The 15,029-nt window shown below is 35.1% G+C and carries 17 protein-coding genes; 15 read left to right on the forward strand and 2 right to left on the reverse strand.

Annotated elements, in window-relative coordinates; translation table 11 throughout:
- Positions 1-47 precede the first annotated feature (47 nt).
- Complete coding sequence (locus tag ACKTTZ_RS04410) at positions 48-182, forward strand: hypothetical protein (RefSeq protein ID WP_255812661.1); 135 nt, start codon at positions 48-50, stop codon at positions 180-182.
- 156 nt (positions 183-338) lie between these two features.
- Here ACKTTZ_RS04410 and ACKTTZ_RS04415 read toward each other — a convergent pair whose 3' ends face one another.
- Complete coding sequence (locus ACKTTZ_RS04415; protein WP_407847542.1) at positions 339-1,037, reverse strand: LytR/AlgR family response regulator transcription factor; 699 nt, start codon at positions 1,035-1,037, stop codon at positions 339-341.
- Positions 1,030-1,998 (reverse strand): sensor histidine kinase, encoded by a 969-nt coding sequence (locus ACKTTZ_RS04420; protein ID WP_253317333.1) that lies wholly within the window; start codon positions 1,996-1,998, stop codon positions 1,030-1,032. The genes ACKTTZ_RS04415 and ACKTTZ_RS04420 overlap by 8 nt, the downstream gene beginning before the upstream one ends.
- A 295-nt stretch (positions 1,999-2,293) precedes the next feature.
- Here ACKTTZ_RS04420 and ACKTTZ_RS04425 point away from each other — a divergent pair, with 295 nt between their 5' ends.
- From ACKTTZ_RS04425 to ACKTTZ_RS04490, 14 genes are all read left to right on the forward strand, one after another.
- Positions 2,294-2,989, forward strand: coding sequence for a DUF2490 domain-containing protein (locus ACKTTZ_RS04425; protein ID WP_253317332.1), 696 nt, complete (start codon positions 2,294-2,296; stop codon positions 2,987-2,989).
- Between the two features lie 24 nt (positions 2,990-3,013).
- Positions 3,014-4,300, forward strand: coding sequence for a CitMHS family transporter (locus ACKTTZ_RS04430; protein ID WP_407847544.1), 1,287 nt, complete (start codon positions 3,014-3,016; stop codon positions 4,298-4,300).
- 45 nt (positions 4,301-4,345) lie between these two features.
- Entirely contained in the window at positions 4,346-5,557 is a 1,212-nt protein-coding gene (locus ACKTTZ_RS04435; protein ID WP_034696136.1) for a cation:dicarboxylate symporter family transporter, read from the forward strand.
- Positions 5,544-6,335 (forward strand): TerC family protein, encoded by a 792-nt coding sequence (locus ACKTTZ_RS04440; RefSeq protein WP_407847547.1) that lies wholly within the window; start codon positions 5,544-5,546, stop codon positions 6,333-6,335. Before ACKTTZ_RS04435 ends, ACKTTZ_RS04440 begins: the two co-directional genes overlap by 14 nt.
- A gap of 115 nt (positions 6,336-6,450) precedes the next feature.
- Complete coding sequence (gene groES, locus ACKTTZ_RS04445; RefSeq protein ID WP_034696138.1) at positions 6,451-6,729, forward strand: co-chaperone GroES; 279 nt, start codon at positions 6,451-6,453, stop codon at positions 6,727-6,729.
- A gap of 52 nt (positions 6,730-6,781) precedes the next feature.
- Positions 6,782-7,138, forward strand: a complete 357-nt coding sequence (locus ACKTTZ_RS04450) for a four helix bundle protein (protein ID WP_407847549.1) — start codon at positions 6,782-6,784, stop codon at positions 7,136-7,138.
- A 68-nt stretch (positions 7,139-7,206) separates the two neighbouring features.
- Positions 7,207-8,832 carry a chaperonin GroEL gene (gene groL, locus ACKTTZ_RS04455; protein WP_034696141.1) on the forward strand — a complete coding sequence of 542 codons (1,626 nt, stop codon included), beginning with the start codon at positions 7,207-7,209 and terminating at the stop codon, positions 8,830-8,832.
- Between the two features lie 542 nt (positions 8,833-9,374).
- Positions 9,375-10,016: a hypothetical protein gene (locus ACKTTZ_RS04460; RefSeq protein ID WP_407847551.1), complete on the forward strand. Its 642-nt coding sequence runs from the start codon at positions 9,375-9,377 to the stop codon at positions 10,014-10,016.
- Positions 10,017-10,211: 195 nt separating this feature from the next.
- A complete protein-coding gene (locus tag ACKTTZ_RS04465; RefSeq protein WP_253317328.1) occupies positions 10,212-10,781 on the forward strand; it encodes a hypothetical protein in 570 nt (189 codons plus the stop codon).
- A gap of 45 nt (positions 10,782-10,826) precedes the next feature.
- Entirely contained in the window at positions 10,827-11,459 is a 633-nt protein-coding gene (locus tag ACKTTZ_RS04470; RefSeq protein WP_253317327.1) for a tetratricopeptide repeat protein, read from the forward strand.
- 305 nt (positions 11,460-11,764) lie between these two features.
- Positions 11,765-12,310, forward strand: a complete 546-nt coding sequence (locus ACKTTZ_RS04475) for a hypothetical protein (protein ID WP_407847553.1) — start codon at positions 11,765-11,767, stop codon at positions 12,308-12,310.
- 69 nt (positions 12,311-12,379) lie between these two features.
- The gene (locus ACKTTZ_RS04480) at positions 12,380-13,312 is read left to right on the forward strand and encodes a Kelch repeat-containing protein (protein WP_407847555.1); all 933 of its coding nucleotides are present in this window, start codon (positions 12,380-12,382) and stop codon (positions 13,310-13,312) included.
- A 229-nt stretch (positions 13,313-13,541) separates the two neighbouring features.
- On the forward strand, positions 13,542-14,390 hold the full coding sequence (locus ACKTTZ_RS04485; protein ID WP_034696147.1) for a kelch repeat-containing protein: 849 nt from the start codon (positions 13,542-13,544) through the stop codon (positions 14,388-14,390).
- A gap of 30 nt (positions 14,391-14,420) precedes the next feature.
- Positions 14,421-14,969 (forward strand): hypothetical protein, encoded by a 549-nt coding sequence (locus ACKTTZ_RS04490; protein ID WP_407847557.1) that lies wholly within the window; start codon positions 14,421-14,423, stop codon positions 14,967-14,969.
- Positions 14,970-15,029: the final 60 nt, after the last annotated feature.

A 15,029-nucleotide genomic window follows, 5' to 3' on the forward strand; every position in this document is an offset into this window, starting at 1 on the left:
GATTGACTTTAAATGCTCAGGAACGTACAAACAAAATATTATTAACTATGAAAAACGCTAAATTATTAAGCAGAGATGCTCAGAAATCTATCAATGGCGGAGCAGCAGGACGTATTTGCTGTGAGTACAATTACAAAGGACAATGTATCCTGTGGATCGGACCTGGACAATATTGCCCATAATTCAATCCTTAGATAACAATTAAAAAAGAGGCTGTCCCAAAGGTTAAATAATTTGACTTTTGTTATTCTGACGAAGGAAGAATCTTACTTATAACCATATAAGATTCTTCACTCCATTTTATTTCGTTCAGAATGACACTTTGGAACAACCTCTTTTTAACTTAAATGTTCTTTTACATTCTTTTTATAGGTTCTCCCCAAAGGAAGCTCATCGCCATTTTTCAAAAAAACATGGCTGGAATTATACGAATTGATATGTTCTGATAATACAATATAAGACTTATGAATTCTAATAAATCCGAAATGCTGAAACTTCTCTTCAAAATTGGACATTCTTTCCAGAATCATATACTTTTTCAACGGCGTCATCAGCACAATATATTCCCCGAATCCCTGTATCCAGAGAATATCTTTTAGAAAGACTTTATTCATCACATAGTTGGATTTGAACATAATAAAGTCTTCTTGTTGCTGACTGCTTGCTGAGCTTTTAAACTGAACAAAATCCCTTGCCTTATTGACTGCTTTTTTAAATGTATCAAAATCTACAGGTTTGATAAGATAATGAACAACATCAAGCTCAAAGGCTTTTACTGCATATTTTGTTTCCAGTGTAAGAAAAATACACAGTGGTGGATCGGGAAGCTGTTGCAAAAGCTCTACTCCATTAATCCCAGGCATATTGATATCGAAAACAACCAGATCTACTTTATTGGCTTTCAGAAACGCCAGTGCTTCTTCCGGTTTCTGAAATGAAGCCAGCAGTTCAACCTCTTCAAGCTGATCGCAATATTGTTTTACAAGCTGTAATGCAGGATATTCATCATCTACATTAACGATAGTCAGGTTAGCCATTGATAGTAATTGTTAAAGCAATTTTATATTGATCATTTTCTTTCGGTCCGGAATAAAATTCATACTGATCAGGATAAAATTTTTCCAATATATGAATAATTGCTTCATTACCCAATCCGTGATAATCAGATTCAGCTACAAGAGTTCTATCTTTCCCGACAGAATTTATGATTTCAAAATACAGTTCAGAGCGCTCAATATTACAGAATAGCTTTATAAAAGCATGAGCATCTTCTCCAATTGCCGAATGTTTTAAAGCATTTTCAAATAAAGTAAGAAGTATAGCAGACGGAATTTCAGCAATGTCAAATTCTTCCTGATCTTCAATATCCATTACAATATCAAGCTGGTTATTGTATTTAAGCTGATACAATGCAGCAAGCGCTTTCAGGGAAGAAAACTCCTGAGAAACCGTTACTTTTTCTTTTCCACTGTCGTAAATAATATATTTCAGAAGTTTGCTCAACTGCAAAATAGAATCCGATGTTTTCTCCGAATGGGTAAAACTATTGGCATATATATTATTAAGGGTATTCAACAAAAAATGAGGATTCAGTTTCGACTTCAGCAAATCAAGATAAAGCTGATCTTTCTCTTCTCCAAGGCTGATCACATCCTGTTCTATTAAAAATTTGTCTTTGGTAATTCCCAAAAAAGAACCCACCAGAATGATGATTCCTTGTGAAATGTACACATTATACAGAAAGCCGACATGGTAACCCTCACCACTGAAATCCATCTGGAAAACGGCAGGTTCCCACAAAATTCTGAAAAGGCTGGACCCTAAAAAAAGGATTAAAGCATAGAGAATAAACTCCGGATACTTATTCGACAAATAGAATCTGGGCACCAGATAATAATACACCAGATAATAAATTCCCACATTGAAAATTGTATTCAAAATAATACTTATCACCAACTGATTTGAATCCAGGAAGTAGTTTTCGGTGAAATAAGTCATCAGAATGAAGATAAAAAGGAAAAAAATGTGCTGAAACCTCAACAAAAATTTCCAGCGGTACGTCATAAGGCTTTTCAGAATCTTACCACTAAATAAAATTCTGATAATCAATAATATAATAATAAAATTAATGATTAAAAACATAGTCCATACCTTATTTTGAAACGCATCAAATATAATATCTTTTTGTCTCAAAATGCAGTTCGTTGAGAAAAACTGTCATTGATTGAAAAAATCCGGGCCCGCTCTTCTGAATAAATATATTTGAGAAACCGCAATATTAATCAAATATTACATGAAACTTAATATAAAATCAACGCTTATTTTATCATTTTGTCTACTGAATGGTCTTTTATACAGCCAGAGCAAAGACAATTATAATATGTGGTTTCAGTACCTGATGTCAGCAAAGCTGACTGATAAAAGTACTTTAACCGCGCTTACCCAATACCGTTCTTTTGACCTGGCTTATGACACCCGACTTTTCCTTGTGAATGCCTATGTAGATTATGAAGTGGCAGAAAATATAAGACCTGCCGCAGGAGCCATGTTTCTGATCCTAGAATCTTATAATGCCGACGATTCTAAAAAGATAAGATATGAAAAAAGGCCTTTCCAGCAAGTAACTGCTGAGTATTTCATCGGGAGAACCTCCATCTCCAACCGTCTTAGAGTGGAAGAACGTTTCCTCAGCAATCCCGATGAATTTGAGGTAAGAATCCGATACCTGATCTCTGTACGAATTCCTTTCAATAAAAAAGGAGAAAAAGAAAAACTCTATGGTATTCTTAAAAATGAAATAAGAATGAATGTGGATAAAGTAGAGCCTTTCGATAGCAATCGTATTACCGCAGGTCTTGGAATAAAAGTAGGCAAAAACTCTGCATTGGAACTAGCCTTCATCAATCAACTGGAAACCGGAAAAACAAGTAATTACGGATTTATAGGCTTCAGAAACAGTTTTGACTGGAGAAAAAAGAAACAACAATAATCTCATTAATATTTATAGATAACTATGCTTACATTTCTTGGTTTTTTAATGATTTTCATCTTCATGATTCTCATCATGAACAAAAAGATGACTCCTCTTACCGCTTTAGTCCTTGTGCCAGTTCTTATAGCTTTAGTAGCAGGATTCGGGCCTGATCTGGGGAAAATGATGAAAGATGGAGTAAAAGAAATAGCACTTACGGGGGTTATGCTGATTTTTGCCATCCTGTACTTCAGTCTGATGATTGATACCGGGCTTTTTGAGCCACTTGTCAATGCCATATTAAAAGCTGTAGGAGATAATCCTGTAAAAACAACCATCGGAACTGCCCTTCTCACCACTTTAGTTTCTTTAGACGGTGATGGCTCTTCCACTTACATTATTGTAGTGGCAGCATTGCTCCCTCTTTATAAAAAACAGGGTATGAACCCTCTGGTTTTAACCTGTATTATCATGCTTGCAGGTGGTATTATGAATATTCTACCATGGGGTGGCCCTACCGCAAGAGTGATGAGCTCCCTTAAACTGGGGCATACTGAAATATTTGTCCCTATGATTCCGGTTATGCTGATCGGGCTGGTATGGGTATTTTTTGTGGCCTATATTCTGGGAGTTCGGGAGAAAAAAAGAATCAGCAAACATGGAAAATATACCAAATACAGCGGACAAGATATTGCCGGTGAAAATGACCCTGCATTAAGACGCCCAAAGCTTATTATTGTTAATTTAATCCTGACTATTATCCTTCTTTGCGTGATGATTCTGGACATTATTCCTTTGGGAATTGCGTTTATGATTGCCTTCTGCATAGCTTCCCTGATTAATTACCCGAAACTGAAAGACCAGCAGAAAATCATTTCAAAACATGCAGGGAATGCGTTATCAGTAGCAGGAATGATCTTTGGAGCAGGAATTTTCACAGGAATCCTGAATGGAACCGGAATTATGAATGCTATGGGAAACAGCATTATCAGTATTGTTCCTAAAACCTGGGGCGGCTATCTGAATGTCATCACCGCAATATTCAGTGTACCACTTACCTTTTTCCTTACCAATGATGCTTATTATTTTGGAATATTACCTGTGATTACAGCTACAGGCAGCCAGTTGAATATTCCTCCTGATATTTTGGGACGTGCCAGTCTTGTAGGGCAGGCTTCTCATTTATTAAGTCCATTGGTGCCTTCTACTTATCTGCTGGTTTCCCTGGCCGGTGTAGAATTCTCTGACCACCTGAAATTCACCTTAAAATGGGCTATCGGATCATCAATTGTAATGTTACTGAGTGCTTTGATTCTTGGTATTATATAAGGTTATATCTTTGAATATTGTAATCTTACCATCTATAAAAAGTGAATGATGAAAACTGCCAAGCAAAAAACATTTACCGACTCTTATCTAAGAAACCTTACGCTTTATGTATTCACAGCAATTATCTGTGGAGCATTGACCGGTTATTATTTTCCGGAAGTCAGTAAACATCTGGAAACGGTAAGCAGTTATTTTTTCACGCTTCTTGAAGTTTTGATTATTCCTGTTATTTTCATTGCAGTAACGTATGGGGTAAGCTATATTTTCAGTACCAAAAATGCTTTTAAAATTGTAAGCCAGATGGTTCTGTATTTTTTAATCATTACCTCCATCAGTATTTTATTGGGAATCGGGTCTGGTCTTCTTTTAAAACCGGGTGCCAATACAGGAATTATTATTTCTTCTCATAAAGAACTCCCTGAAAGGTTTTTAATAAAGACTTCAAACCCATTACACATCAGCAACTATGTCCTTTTTCTTTTAATCTCAATTTCTGCAGGAATTGTGATTGGTCTTTCAAAGAAGAGGAATAACATTTTTAAAGCTTTAGATGCGGGAAGAAATTTGTTTTTCAAACTTATCAAATATGTTTACCTGTTTCTTCCTATCGTCATTTTCTCTAATATCGCCTACGGAATTTCAGTATATGGAATTAATACTCTCCTACCGTTAAGCAAAATTGTCGCTACGGTATATCTTACCAGTGTATTTTTTATTTTCGGGATATTAGGCGTTTTAACGGCTTACTTTAAAATTAATCTTTGGGATTTTCTGATCAGCATCAAAGAAGAAATCATTCTTGTAGTGGCAACATCTTCTTCAAAAACTGCCTTCCCAATGATCTTTGACAAAATGGAATCACAAGGCTATGACCGAAAAATTCTTCGTCTTATCATTCCTCTGGGATACAATTTCAATCTGGCAGGAGCGTGCATTTATCTTTCTATTTCATGTATTTTCCTCGTTCAGCTTTACAATATTTCTCTTACGCCAATGGATTATTTCTGGCTTTTTATAACAATTTCCATAGCTTCCAAAACCGCTTCCGGAGTTCCAGGCTCAGGTTTTCTTGCCCTGATGTTTACCCTAAGCAGGTTTGGAAAAATTCCCACCACAGATCTTGCGCTTTTATACAGCATAGACCGCTTTATGAATGAAGCCAGATCGGTTACCAATTTCATCGGCATTTCAGTTTCTGCTGCCATTATTTCAAAACTTAATCAAAATTCTATTCCCTTAAAAAATGATATTTCCTGATTTTACACACCTCTTCAATGACATCGTAGAAAACCCTGCAAAATCCATTGCTATTATCGGCAATCTTATCCTGATCGAAAGCCTTCTTTCTGTAGACAATGCAGCAGTATTGGCTACTATCGTCATGGATCTACCCGAACATCAAAGAAAAAAAGCCCTGAAATATGGAATCCTTGGAGCCTATGTATTTCGTGGACTGGCTCTTATTTTTGCCTCCGTACTGATTTCCGTGTGGTGGCTGAAACCATTGGGAGGATTCTACCTGATCTACATTTCCTTTGACTGGTTCATCAAAAAAATTAAAAACACAAATGATGAAGAAAATCAAGAAGAAAACCCGGACAAAGAATCCAGCTGGCTGTATAAAAATTCCATCGGATTATTGGGCCAATTCTGGGCAACGGTTGCTATCGTAGAAGTAATGGATCTTGCTTTTTCTATAGATAATGTTTTTGCAGCAGTGGCTTTTTCAGACAATTTACTTCTGATTACGCTGGGTGTATTTATAGGAATTCTAGCGATGAGATTTATTGCGCAATGGTTTGTTCGTCTCATGCAGGTATTCCCTTTCCTGGAAACTGCAGCTTTTATCGTCATTGCTATTTTAGGAGTTAAACTAAGTTTGTCATTATTTGAGCATTTCTACCCTGCTACGGCATTCGCTCAGTTTTTAGCCAGCCATACTATGGAAATATTAGTTTCCGCCATCACTGTTCTTTTGTTTGTAGTACCGGTAGTGACGAGCTATGCTTTCGGATTCCCGGCCCGTAAAAAATAATTTTTCTGCCAAATTTTCACATTCGGAAATAAAAGTCTGCCATTTCAGCCACCAGTGTCTCATGGCATACATTTAGAGAATTACAACACAGAAATAATTAAAAAATAAATATATTATGTCAGTAAACTTTAAACCATTGGCAGACAGAGTTCTGGTAGAGCCAATCGCAGCAGAAACTAAAACAGCTTCAGGAATCATTATCCCGGACACTGCAAAGGAAAAGCCGCAAGAAGGTACTGTAGTGGCAGTAGGTCCTGGTAAAAAAGATGAGCCTACAACAGTTCAGGTAGGTGACAAAGTTCTTTATGGAAAATATTCAGGTGCTGAATTGAAGTTGGAAGGTAAAGATTACTTGATCGTAAGAGAAGCTGATTTATTGGGAATCATTGGGTAAGCTTCTGGCTATTGGCTTCTGGCAAATGGCTTTTCTGAGTTGAAATTAATTCATGAGAGATTTTAAAAAATTTGAAGTGTGGCAATTAAGTCATCAATTGACTTTAAAAATCTATACTTCAACCAGAAGTTTTCCAAAAGAGGAAATTTTTGGACTCACCTCTCAAATCAAAAGATCATTTGCATCCATCGGATATAATATTTCAGAAGGAAGTGGCAGAAATTCGGATAAAGAATTTGCCAATTTCATCAATATTGCACTGGGATCATCCAATGAAGCTGAAAACCAATTGATTCTTGCTAAAGATTTAGGATACATTCATGAAAATGATTTCCAAAATCTTTTGGAAGAATTGACAACACTAAAAAAGAAGCTTGTAACTCTGTGGAACAGGCTCAATGGAAATTAAAAAATAAAGTTAAACTAACGAATTCGCAAAGCTAAGAGCTATAAGCAATTCGCCAAAAGCTAAACAACATGGCAAAAGAAATAAAATTCGATATTGAATCAAGAGACGCTCTAAAGAGAGGAGTAGATGCATTGGCTAATGCAGTAAAAGTAACTTTAGGTCCTAAAGGGAGAAACGTAGTCATTGAAAAATCTTTCGGTGCTCCACACGTAACTAAGGATGGTGTGTCTGTTGCAAAAGAAATCGAACTTGAAGACAGAGTAGAAAATATGGGAGCGCAAATGGTAAAAGAAGTAGCTTCCAAAACTAATGATATCGCAGGAGACGGTACTACTACCGCTACTGTATTGGCACAGGCTATCGTAAGAGAAGGTCTTAAGAACGTAGCTGCTGGTGCTAACCCAATGGATCTTAAAAGAGGAATCGACAAAGCAGTAACTGCAGTTGTTGAAAACTTAAAAGCACAGTCTCAGGCTGTGGGAGATTCTACAGATAAAGTAAAGCAAGTTGCTTCTGTATCTGCTAACAACGACGAAACAATCGGTGCTTTAATCGCTGAGGCTTTCGGAAAAGTTGGAAAAGAAGGTGTAATCACTGTAGAAGAAGCTAAAGGTATCGATACAACGGTAGATGTTGTAGAAGGTATGCAGTTCGACAGAGGTTACCAGTCACCTTACTTCGTGACTAACCCTGAGAAAATGTTAGCTGAACTAGAAAACCCATATATCCTTTTAGTAGAGAAGAAAATTTCTTCAATGAAAGAATTGTTACCGGTTCTTGAGCCAATTGCACAAGGTGGTAAGTCTCTATTAATCATCTCTGAAGAAGTTGAAGGTGAAGCTTTAGCTACTTTGGTAGTGAACAAACTAAGAGGTTCTCTTAAAATTGCTGCTGTAAAAGCTCCGGGATTCGGAGACAGAAGAAAAGCAATGTTAGAAGATATCGCTATCCTTACAGGTGGACAGGTGATCTCTGAAGAGCAAGGTTTCACAATGGAAAACATCTCTTTAGACATGCTTGGAACTGCTGAGAAAGTAACGATCGACAAAGACAACACAACGGTTGTAAACGGTGGTGGTGACGAAGCGAAAATCAAAGGAAGAGTAGCTCAGATCAAAGCTCAGATGGAAACTACAACTTCTGACTACGACAGAGAGAAACTTCAGGAAAGATTAGCTAAGTTAGCTGGTGGTGTTGCTGTACTTTATGTAGGTGCTGCTTCTGAAGTAGAAATGAAAGAGAAAAAAGACAGAGTAGATGATGCACTACACGCTACAAGAGCTGCTGTAGAAGAAGGTATCGTTGCAGGTGGTGGTGTTGCTTTAGTAAGAGCAATTAAATCTCTGGACAATCTTTCTGGTGCTAACGCTGACGAAAACACAGGGATCAAAATCGTGAAAAGAGCGATCGAAGAGCCATTAAGACAAATCGTTGCTAACGCAGGTGGTGAAGGTTCTGTAATTGTTGCTAAAGTAGCAGAAGGAACAGGAGACTTCGGATACAATGCGAAAACTGACGAGTATGTTCAAATGCTTGAAGCAGGAATCATTGACCCAACTAAAGTAACAAGAGTTGCCCTTGAAAACGCAGCTTCTGTATCTGGAATGCTTTTAACAACTGAATGTGTTATCACTGAAGTGAAGAGCGCTGAACCAGCTATGCCAATGGGTGGTGGAATGCCAGGAATGATGTAACAACGTGTCGTTGAGACAATTTAATATATAGACCGCTCTGCTTTTGTAGGGCGGTTTTTTTGTGGAATATGGTTTCCCGTAAGGAATACTTATCTTAATATACTAACTTGTCATGAAATATTATACCTTGTAAAATTATTGTAATGCGTAGATTTGGACTTAACCCTGCTACCGCACGATTGCATCGTGTGGCTCGGTTAAAATTATATAATTTATAATACTGTAACCACACGAAAGGATTCGTGCGGTAGCAGAGAGAAATGGCGAAATACCGTTAATCACATTCTTAAATAATTATTTGCCCCGCTACCGCACGATTGTATTGTGTGGCTTTGATTTTTTCATATATTATTAGAATCTTTAATTTATAATATTATAAACACACGAAAGGATTCGTATGGCAGCGGGGGAAATATAAAAGCTATTCTAAAAGAACAATTTTTTGCTCAAATGCTCTCTATTTAAATTTGAACATACAGATACTCTCTCATGTTAATTTAATATCTAAATTTGAATGTTTGTAACAAAAAAACAAATTAAGAATGAAAATTAATTGCAACAAATGTAAAAATGAAGTGATTACTCTAAACTTTTCTGAAGAACAAAAGCTTGATCTTTATATTTTGATGCAAAACGATTTAAAAGTATTTGCTGAAAAAAAAATAATTGACGAATTCAATGTAGACAAAAATGAAGTAAAAATTATTATTCAACATTTAAACAATAGAAATGACAGATGTGCAGAATGTGAGTTTGAAAAATTAAATGGAGAATATATTGAATGTCCCAATTGTGGTGCTTTTAATTATAATCTTAATGAACCCATGTTTAATTTAGAATTTTGCAGTCATTTAGAATGGTCTCTGGATTTTAAAAACATTGAAAATGAAAATATAAAATATTATACGAAGACTTTTTGGTGTGATGGTATAAAACATTTACCAGAAGACACAAAATCTCTACTTTATCATAATATTGAAAACAACAAGCAAATAATAACAAAAGCCTGGATTGGATATAATGGCAATGAAATTTATGAGATGAAAATAAAGTTTGGGAAAAAAGCTATAGCAAATTATAAGAATAATAAAAGTTTAATCGAATGCATTCCAGGAAATAATGAAAATCCGAATTGGATAAAATTATTTATGGAAGATAAAAAGATTGAAATTCAATTAAAATAATAATTGTTGCCAGCATGAGTTTGCATCACTGTAGAAGACAGTAACCTCGTTCTACAAATTCTCCCGGCTTTGCGTCAATAAAAACAAAACCCAAAGTCAGGAGACTTCGGATAGCAAAGAGATTATACTAATTAAAATTCAACACTTCCCCAACGCTTTTTTTTCAGTTATACGATCATAACAATATATATTCTCATGAAATCAAGAGTTCTCTTTATTCTTATTATTCTAATTTCTTATAGTTGCTCACTAAGTAAATATAATAACGTTCCTGTTCAAAATGAAATTGATCTTTCCTTTAAAAGCTTCAGTGAAATTAAAAAAGAAGAAATGGATAAAAAATCAAAAGATATTACTCTTGGATATTTTTGGGGAATTGGAGAAGATATCTATCCCGCTTTTGAAAAATATAAGTTTGAAATTCCCAGATCATATCAAAGAAACGAAAACAATTTCATTCTTAAAGTAGATTATTTTTTTACCAAAGATGAGCAAATCAAATTCAAATCTTATGAATGGAATGAAAATGAAAAAATTGAAACTTCGAATGAAATGTTTAACGAAAAATTCCACGAAATAAAAAAATATTTAACTGAAAATCTTGGAAAACCATCCCTTGAAGTATATGAAGATTTAGAAAAATCCAAAGATGAAACAGTAAGGGATGATATAAAATGGCACAGTAAAAATTTAAATACCTACTTATTTCGTTTCAGAGGAAAAGGTGGATTTGATCAAATACGTTTGGCAATTTATTGTGATTAAGAATATTGTTATGAACAGAAGAACGTTAATACAATAAAGTTATACATGAAAAAAAAATTACTCTTAGGAATATTGTTCTCTATTTCAATTTCTTTTCACATTAAAGCTCAGGATTTTCCACAAAAATTTGAAAAGGAATTTTGCACCTGTTTATCTGGTAAAACAAATTATACTGATGAAACATTTAAAACTTGTTCTTCTGAAGTAATGACAAAACTTCAGAAGGATTTTGAAAACTTCCATAACAGCACAGCGAACAAAAACAGAGATGATTTCATGAAAGACCTTATGATCAGATTAATAAATAATTGTGATCCTTTCTATATTCATATGGCTGATTTAAAAAGAACAGGAATGGACAAGTTTAGAAATGATTATAAGGAAATAAGTATTGATTCTCTAAAAAATAAATTTACTGAAACAAAGCTTTTAGCTGATTATTGGGAAATAGCCAACTGGTATTTTGCTCATAATGAAAATGAACAGGCCGAAAGGATGTATAAAGAAATTTTAAAAAATGAACCTGATCAAATAGAAGCGGCTTATATGTTAGGGGCACTTTATGATGAATCGGGAAAATACAAAGAAGCAAAAGTATTATACGACAAAGTGTATGAAAGTACAGGAAATATACAGTACAGATTATATTCGGAAATGGATTTGAAAAGGATAAAATGATCATTTCGTTACAAACCATATTGCGGGAAACAAAACAGGATATTGTTTTGTTTCCCGCAACTTGTATAAGACTTCCGGAGGTCTCGGGAGATTCTTTTTAACTTTCGTAGAATTCGTTTGATGACAAACATATACGTTTGTGACTTTCAGAGAAATCATTTAATGAAAACCCACCTCCGCAAAGTCCGACTTTGCAGAAATAAAACAAAATCCACCAACACTCTAATTTTTATCCCCAAACTTTCTCTTATCTTTGTTTCAATAACGATCTGAACAGTGTTGACGAGGTAACACCAAAACAAAATATGGCAACAAAAGAAGAATTCTGGGATAGGAAAAAGAAATTAAATGATGATTTCTTCGTGATGGGCTCCGTGGCCCATCCTGCAACTGAAGAACAAATTAAAAAATATGAAGACAGCACAGGGTTTACCTTCAGTGAAGATGTTAAGGATTTTCTGACCTCATTCGGGTCCTTACTTTTTGAAGTCAAGGAAGAGATATGGAAACGTCCCCAGGAATTTGATGTTCTACCAAGCTGGAAATTCGGGTATGGCTTTTTTGTGTACGGACTTTCGCAGGATGAAGAGATGCCTTCATGGATGGGATTTGAAGAAAAACATCAGGAAGCCCTTGAGTATAAAGAGAAACCATTGGGACAACTATTTTTCAAGCGCAGCGGAAATCTCTACAGAGCCTATACCGACAACGGAATCATAAAAATTGAGTATGACAAATATGACGAAGAAGATTATGAAGTATTTGAAGGAAATATTTATGATTTTTTAATTGAAGAAATTAATAATTTAGAACAGGATTATCTGGAATATATCAACGAAGGAAAATCCTGATGTATTTTACACAACCTTATAATTTCTGATTTTAAGTCTATAAAACAAAAACACTAAAACTTACTACCATTGAAAACAAAATTATTATTCCTGTCATTTTTGGGTTCCTTGCTGACCCATGCACAAAAGCTTCATTTCCAAAAACTCGCCGGTATGTCTGCAGGCAGAGGGGCCATAACAAGTGTAATATTGAATGATAATATTTATGTGTCCAATGGCTATACAGCAGATAAAGAAGTCAATTATATTGAGAAATATAATATTACTGATGACAGTTGGAGTATTCTCAATGCTACTCTAAGTCCCAAAAGATTTGCTAATTCGGAGGCTTACAATAATAAGATCTATATTTTTAACGGTTTGGGGAACTGTCACCTTGAAATTTTAGATCTTGCAACCAATACCGTAACCGAAGGAGCAATTAATCCTTATTATGCCGGCGGTTCCGGTTCTGCCATACATAATGGTAAAATATATGTGTTTGGAGGAAGTGGATTAAACGGAGCCCCTATATATTCCGATAAATTTCAGTATTACGACATTGCTTCAGATACCTGGCATCCATTACCGGATATGTCTATAGCTAAAGAAACAAAAGGCAAAGTTGTTAATAATAAACTGTATGTAATCGGTGGTTTTAACGAAACTTCGTCTAATCTGATAGATGTTTACGACCTTAATACGAATCGTTGGACCAATCAGTATAAAATGCCTGTTGGGATATCCGGCCATTCATTGGCAGTAGCCGATAATAAAATTTTCATTGTGGGTGATTATAGTAATCAGGATTTTCTGGCCTATTTTGATACTGCCAACAATAAATTCTACCAGTTATCATCCGATATGACTCCCCGAAGACACGCAGCTGCAGAAGTATATAACAATAGATTATACATCATTGGAGGAAATACAAGTACTCTTCCCTCTTCCTCTATTAAAAGTACACAATTTGCAGAGATTAATGAAATAATGTTCAATCTGAATATCCCGTTATCTCCATAGACAAAAAACATCAATACCCAACTCCTCAAAGTCGGGAGACCTGCCGCCATCAAAAAATAAAATCCAAAGTCTCACACTTCAGATTCAGCTTTTACATATATTTGTTTCTATCAATATGTAAAACAAACACGAAATCTTACTACCATTGAAAACAAGATTATTATTCCTTTTATTTTTTTGCTCACTGCTCACCTATGCACAAACGCTTCAGTTTAAAACTCTCGCTAATATGTCTGCCGGCAGAGGAGCTACAACCAGTGTCATCGTGGATGATAATATATATGTGAGCAATGGATATCAGCAAAGCGGAGGTAACGCCAGTTTTATTGAAAAATATAATATTACCGATAATAAATGGAGTCTTCTCAATGCTACTCTAAGTCCCAAAAAATTTGCAAATTCGGAGACTTACGATAATAAGATTTATATTTTTAACGGTTGGGGAAACAGTCATCTTGAAATTGTAGACCTTGCCACCAATAAGGTAACGAAGGGAGCTGTTAACCGTTCTTATACCGGAAATGCAGGTTCTGCCATCCATAATGGAAAAATATACGTTTTCGGTGGCAGCGGACTCAACAATGCTGCAACCACTGTATTTTCTAACAGATTCCAATATTATGATATTGCTTCCAATACATGGCATCCATTACCGGATATGCCTACAGCCAGAGAAGCAAAAGGCAAAATTGTGAATGATAAATTGTATGTCATTGGCGGTTTTAACGGTACTTCATCCCGCCTGATCAATGTTTACGACCTTAACACTAATCTCTGGACCGATCAATATACGATGCCTTCCGGGATATCCGGACATTCATTAGCCGTATCCGGTACTAAGATTTTTATAGCAGGAGGTTATAATAATCAGGCTTTTCTGGCCTATTTTGATACGGCAACCAATAAATTCCATCCGTTATCCTCTAATATGATTCCCAGAAGACATGCTGCAGCGGAGGTATATAACAATAAATTATACATCATCGGCGGAAGTACAACATCTTCCACCAAATCAGCTATTAAAAGCTTACAAGCAGCTGATATTACTGAAAGTGCACAGGACACAAAAGAAAATTAAATACACAGCATACTCAAAATAAAACAATTGATGATAGACGAAATTTTAGTACAAAAAATGATTGAAGATGAAATTCATCCTGATTATACCATCTTCAAATTTTATGAAACAGAGCCTTATATTTTTATTTTCTGGAAGCATAAAAAATATGATAAAGATGATGAAAGAGGAAAGTTAATTGGAGTCGGACCTATTGTTCTTGATAAAGCACAGAAAAATTATACCATTTTGGGTTCCGGATCAAACAATGCACATTATTACAAACATTTGCCAGACAATCTCTTTGATGAATACAGAATCATCAATACTTTTGAAAGTATTAAAGCTGGAATTGTAAGGAGAAAGTATGTAAATACTGATGATGTTGACAGATTATGTCAGATTATAACTAATGGTTGGGCCAGTGTTGATTTTGACATGCATTATCCTAAAGATTATGATGTAGAAACTCATATTATTGCTGTTTTAAAAAACAAAGAACAACAAGGCACCATCATCAAATTCTGGAATGAAATAGGTTACCAATATAAAATACTGAGTGATACAGAAATATTACTTTGGAAAACAAAAGACGAATAAAAAATTAAAAATCAGAAAAGATGGAAGTCCTTATGATAAACAAAAACAATAACTAACACA

Source organism: Chryseobacterium sp. KCF3-3 (genome assembly GCF_045865955.1).
Lineage (GTDB): Bacteria > Bacteroidota > Bacteroidia > Flavobacteriales > Weeksellaceae > Chryseobacterium.

Bases quoted from the DNA above. Each gene is read 5' to 3' on its own strand.
- ACKTTZ_RS04415 (WP_407847542.1), bottom strand. From the start codon at position 1,037: ATGGCTAACCTGACTATCGTTAATGTAGATGATGAATATCCTGCATTA.
- ACKTTZ_RS04465 (WP_253317328.1), top strand. From the start codon at position 10,212: ATGAAATCAAGAGTTCTCTTTATTCTTATTATTCTAATTTCTTATAGT.
- ACKTTZ_RS04475 (WP_407847553.1), top strand. From the start codon at position 11,765: ATGGCAACAAAAGAAGAATTCTGGGATAGGAAAAAGAAATTAAATGAT.
- ACKTTZ_RS04470 (WP_253317327.1), top strand. From the start codon at position 10,827: ATGAAAAAAAAATTACTCTTAGGAATATTGTTCTCTATTTCAATTTCT.
- ACKTTZ_RS04435 (WP_034696136.1), top strand. From the start codon at position 4,346: ATGATGAAAACTGCCAAGCAAAAAACATTTACCGACTCTTATCTAAGA.
- ACKTTZ_RS04440 (WP_407847547.1), top strand. From the start codon at position 5,544: ATGATATTTCCTGATTTTACACACCTCTTCAATGACATCGTAGAAAAC.
- groL (WP_034696141.1), top strand. From the start codon at position 7,207: ATGGCAAAAGAAATAAAATTCGATATTGAATCAAGAGACGCTCTAAAG.
- ACKTTZ_RS04430 (WP_407847544.1), top strand. From the start codon at position 3,014: ATGCTTACATTTCTTGGTTTTTTAATGATTTTCATCTTCATGATTCTC.
- ACKTTZ_RS04460 (WP_407847551.1), top strand. From the start codon at position 9,375: ATGAAAATTAATTGCAACAAATGTAAAAATGAAGTGATTACTCTAAAC.
- groES (WP_034696138.1), top strand. From the start codon at position 6,451: ATGTCAGTAAACTTTAAACCATTGGCAGACAGAGTTCTGGTAGAGCCA.
- ACKTTZ_RS04420 (WP_253317333.1), bottom strand. From the start codon at position 1,998: ATGACTTATTTCACCGAAAACTACTTCCTGGATTCAAATCAGTTGGTG.
- ACKTTZ_RS04425 (WP_253317332.1), top strand. From the start codon at position 2,294: ATGAAACTTAATATAAAATCAACGCTTATTTTATCATTTTGTCTACTG.
- ACKTTZ_RS04485 (WP_034696147.1), top strand. From the start codon at position 13,542: ATGTCTGCCGGCAGAGGAGCTACAACCAGTGTCATCGTGGATGATAAT.
- ACKTTZ_RS04410 (WP_255812661.1), top strand. From the start codon at position 48: ATGAAAAACGCTAAATTATTAAGCAGAGATGCTCAGAAATCTATCAAT.
- ACKTTZ_RS04450 (WP_407847549.1), top strand. From the start codon at position 6,782: ATGAGAGATTTTAAAAAATTTGAAGTGTGGCAATTAAGTCATCAATTG.
- ACKTTZ_RS04490 (WP_407847557.1), top strand. From the start codon at position 14,421: ATGATAGACGAAATTTTAGTACAAAAAATGATTGAAGATGAAATTCAT.